Source organism: Streptococcus sp. SP1 (genome assembly GCF_030440005.1).
Classification (GTDB): domain Bacteria; phylum Bacillota; class Bacilli; order Lactobacillales; family Streptococcaceae; genus Streptococcus; species Streptococcus parasanguinis.
Genome location: NZ_JAQFJJ010000036.1, coordinates 1 through 4,545, shown reverse-complemented (window position 1 = coordinate 4,545; position 4,545 = coordinate 1). Strand labels below are relative to the sequence as shown.

Annotated in this window: 2 protein-coding genes; both read right to left on the bottom strand. The window is 39.0% G+C overall.

What is annotated here, in order from left to right:
• A partial coding sequence (locus PCY07_RS10365; RefSeq protein ID WP_301556744.1) for an Ig-like domain-containing protein occupies positions 1–3,475 on the bottom strand: 3,475 nt, incomplete at its 3' end.
• A 435-nt stretch (positions 3,476–3,910) separates the two neighbouring features.
• A partial coding sequence (locus PCY07_RS10360) for an LPXTG cell wall anchor domain-containing protein (RefSeq protein ID WP_301356716.1) occupies positions 3,911–4,545 on the bottom strand: 635 nt, incomplete at its 5' end.

Here is a 4,545-nt window from a genome sequence, read left to right as displayed (position 1 = left end):
CTTTAGTTCCTGCTTTACCTGTAAGGTCTGTATCGACTACTGGTTTCGCTGGAGCTGTTGTGTCAGTTGCCTTAGCTGGATCACTTGCATCTGAAGTGTTGCCTGACGCATCTGTAGCTTTCGCTGTCACATTACCTACTGGAATATCAACCGTTGGTGTGATTGTAGCTTTACCATTGGTATCTGCTGTACCTTCACCAATCTTGTTGCCATCTTTATCGTAGAGGGCAACAGTTGATCCTGGTTCTGCACTCACTTCAACTGGGTCTTTAGTTCCTGCTTTACCTGTAAGGTCTGTATCGACTACTGGTTTCGCTGGAGCTGTTGTGTCAGTTGCCTTAGCTGGATCACTTGCATCTGAAGTGTTGCCTGACGCATCTGTAGCTTTCGCTGTTACATTACCTACTGGAATATCAACCGTTGGTGTGATTGTAGCTTTACCATTGGTATCTGCTGTACCTTCACCAATCTTGTTGCCATCTTTATCGTAGAGGGCAACAGTTGATCCTGGTTCTGCACTCACTTCAACTGGGTCTTTAGTTCCTGCTTTACCTGTAAGGTCTGTATCGACTACTGGTTTCGCTGGAGCTGTTGTATCTTTAGTTACAAATTCTGATAATGGTTTTTTATCTGTAGAACCATCTTTATAGGTTACAACAAGATTGTTTCCATCTTTTTCTACTTTATCAACAACTTTTGAAGCATCTTCTACTTCTTGACCTTTTTTGTCAGCTAAACGTGCATCTGGATTGTTTTGAGAATATTCAACTTTAACTTTCTCTTTAATTTTTTCAAACTCTTTATCAGTAACATTGTTAGCATTTGATACGATTACTTTATCTGCTTCTGATGGAGTTTTGATATCATATTTCTTAGTTTGTGCTTTTAATACGAAAGTTACTGCACCTGGGTCAGTTAGATATGTACCAACAATTTCTCCATTATTTTTAGTTTTGGTTGCATTATTAGAAATCTCTGCACCATCAGTATCAGTTGCAGTGGCAAAACGAGTTACAAGATCTAATGAATCTGATTCTGTTTTTGGTAATCTATTTTCAGCAATACCAGAAACTTGTCCTGTTACTTTGATTTTTGCTGGGGTATTTGTTTCAGAATTGATAGCTGTTACAGTGTAACCCCATTCGTTATCTTGTTTATCTGGATTACCATCAATATTATTTAAGGCAATATTTCCACCTTTTCTTAATGACGCTGATTTTATTTTTCCAGAATCATCGTTAAAGGTAATATCAACGTCAGCTTCTTCTCCAGTATAAAGATAAACTTCTTTTTTGTTTGGAGCTGGATCTGAGTATGGAATCTCTACTGTTGGAGCCTCGTTTTGACGTGCAGGATTTACAACTACAGTAACTTCAATCTCACCTGACTCTTTACCTTGGCTATCAACAGCTTTATACTTAACTGTATAAATGCCTAGGGTATTTGTATCAACTGTCTTGGTTGCTGCGTTACCGTTTACTGAAACAACTTCAGCATGAACCTTATCACCTAGTGTTGCTTGAGCATCATCTTCTTTATCTGCTACTGTCACAAGAGATGCAAGGTCAAGTTGATCACCTTGTTGAACAGTTTTTTTGTTTCCTTCAACAGCTGATGCAATAGTTGGAGCTTGGTTTTCTACACCGCGTGGTTGCCAGCCAGCCACACTTGAGAAGCCACCTTCTACCACGTTTGAGATAGATGATACTTCTGTACCTGCAATCTTATCAGCCATTGTAAAGACGATCGTATCTTCAAACTTCCCGTGTTCGTAAGATTTGACAGTTGCCTTATCTGACTTCTGTGACACCCATGCAGCTGAGAGATTATCACGTTTGACTGGAATCTCAACTGTTTGGCCTGCAGTATTTGTATAGCGCAAGTAAGCAATCCCTGCATCGTGAGGAACCTTAAGAGTCACCTCTTTTTGCCCTGCAATAACAGCATCTTGATTAGTAGACAAGCTTGAAGGTTCAACTGTTGTCACACCGACAGATACTGGTACTGTACGACGGCTACTTTCAGTTCCATTGACGGTTTGACTCACCTGTACTAGTTGACGTGGTTTAATAGTTGTACCATCACCTTGGTTGTTGTTCAAGGCTGTTGGAAGCTCACCTGTAGTCCAGTTTCCATTATTATCAACAGTGACATTGCCGATATTTTGCTCCTGACCATCAATATACAGTTTAATTTTAGCACCAGGAGTTCCTGTCCCTGAAAGAGTGCTTGATGTTGAAGCTACTGTCTGAACAGGAACATTGACAGAGGTATTAGTCAAGTTTGGAGTTACGTTTGGTGTTGCAACTTGACTAACCAATTCCTTGTCGTACTTACCTGAGACAGCAAACCAGTTGAACCTTGGTAAGTTCCCTGATGATTGAACACCTGCGAGATAAGAAATTGTTTGAGATGGATCTTCAACTACAGTACGGTATCTGATGGTAAACTTACGAATTTGTGAGTAAATACTTGTTTGAAGAACATAAACCTGCTTGCTATCTCCCATAACACCACTGAGACCATCTACCTTGTTGTAATCACTACCAACAGTGTTTTTGACACGCATTTCAAGTTTATTACCATCATCTATGAATTGTTTCCCTTCTGCACCTGGCGCACCATCTCCATTATTCCAAGTATAGCGATTCATATAAATTCCGTTATAGTCAGTGACAACATTATAAGGATTCGATACATTTTTAGGGATTGTAAAGTACCAATAGCCTCCTGGTTTATCATACTGGGCCTCATTAAAAGTTACAGTCCACTCTAATACCGGACGTCCTTGACCAGATGGATCAGTCGCAACTGTCTTACCGTTTACAACCTCGTAGTCATCCAACTGCCTATACTCTATATTAGCACGTTCAGTTGGATTCCCACCATTAAGCGTGGCTTGTCTATTTTTGTAAACGTACTTAATATCCTTTCCTTCCATAGAACGCTCTTGACCCGCTGCTCGACGGCTTCTAGTCTTAGGTTCAGTAGCTGAAACTTCCTCTTTAGGTGCACCTTTGACAGTCTGTTCTGCTGTCAAACTCGCAGTTGAACCATCTACAAAGGTAACCACTACGGTACCGTCTTCATGAACTTGAACATCAGTCGCTGTAGGATTCACTCCCTTCACAGCTTCAACTACATTTGCCTTTTCCTCATCAGTCAATGCCGAAGAATCCGCAACCACTGTCAAGGAAGGGAACTGTACTCCTTCTGCTTCCTTAGTTTTTTCTGTAGTAGTTTCTGATTCTTCCTTATCTTTTTCCACTTGTTCTTTAGCCACTGCTGTTGCTGTAGTTGCTTCTACAGCTGGTGCTGCATAAGTTACATTCTCTTCGGAAACATCTGGTTTAGTCCCCTCTGTTGTAGAGCCAGCTTCTGCTGTATCTGCTTTAACTATTGGAGTCGTCAAAGTTGCTCCTACTACCAAAATAAGCGAGCAACCAAATAAGAAGTGTTTCCCCTTTTTAATCATCCGCCAATTTTTTTGTTCTGTATTTCTCCTATTAAAATACATTTAAACATCTTCTTTTTACTATATAGTGCATTTTCGCAATTAAATTATATTATAAAATATAAATTTTATCAAACAAAATATGCCTAAAATGTCTAGATTAAGAAATTGAAGGGAATTTTTGTGAAAATGTTGTTTAATACTATTAACTAAACTAAAATAAATATACAAAAAGATAATAAATATTTTTTAAACATCACATAGGACATCTGACAAAAACAAAAAAAGACAAATACCAAAAATGATATTTGTCTTAACAGGCTCAATTATTTCTGTAGTGGGGAAAACCACTGTAGGAATGACGGAGTCTATTTTGTTGTAGATAACAACGAGAAAAGAGGAAAATCATACGATTTCCTCATTTCTCAAATAGATACATCTAATCTATCAGGTTATTTACTCTTCATCTTTTCTTTTTTTTGAGATTAGTAAACCACCTGTTAGAGCAGATAGGATTGCCAAGCCAATTGATGCTACTGATTGTTCTTCACCTGTATTTGGAAGTTCTCCAGATTCAGATTTCTTAGAAGAAATAGTTGCTACTCGTCTTTGGCGAACAGGTTGAACCTTGATTAAATCTAGTTCAGATTTATCAGCTAATGTAGTACCACCTGCCTTAACTGGGTTCACAACTGGCGCTGTTGGCGCTGTTGTATCTTGAAGTTTTCTAAAGATATGAGTTACAGTACCTTCAGTTTCATCAGTTAGAGTTCTAACAAATACATAACCATCAATCTCACCATGTTCAAACGCTTCATTAGATTCACCTAATTCAGATGGAGCTTTTGCATCTGCTGGTTTCAATTCATTACCATCTTCATCAACCCATTTAGTAATGATTAATTTCGGCAAATCAAATGAATCTGGTAATTCACCTTTTTCTGAAGAATAGACCGTCTTAGCGCCTGTAAGAGTTGCTGTTGTACCATCTGGGAACGTTACGGTTGTGTCACCATTCGCTGATACTTCCGCTTGTGCTCCTGGGTTCGCTGCTTCTACTGCGGCTTTAACGGCATCTTTTTCTGGTTGAG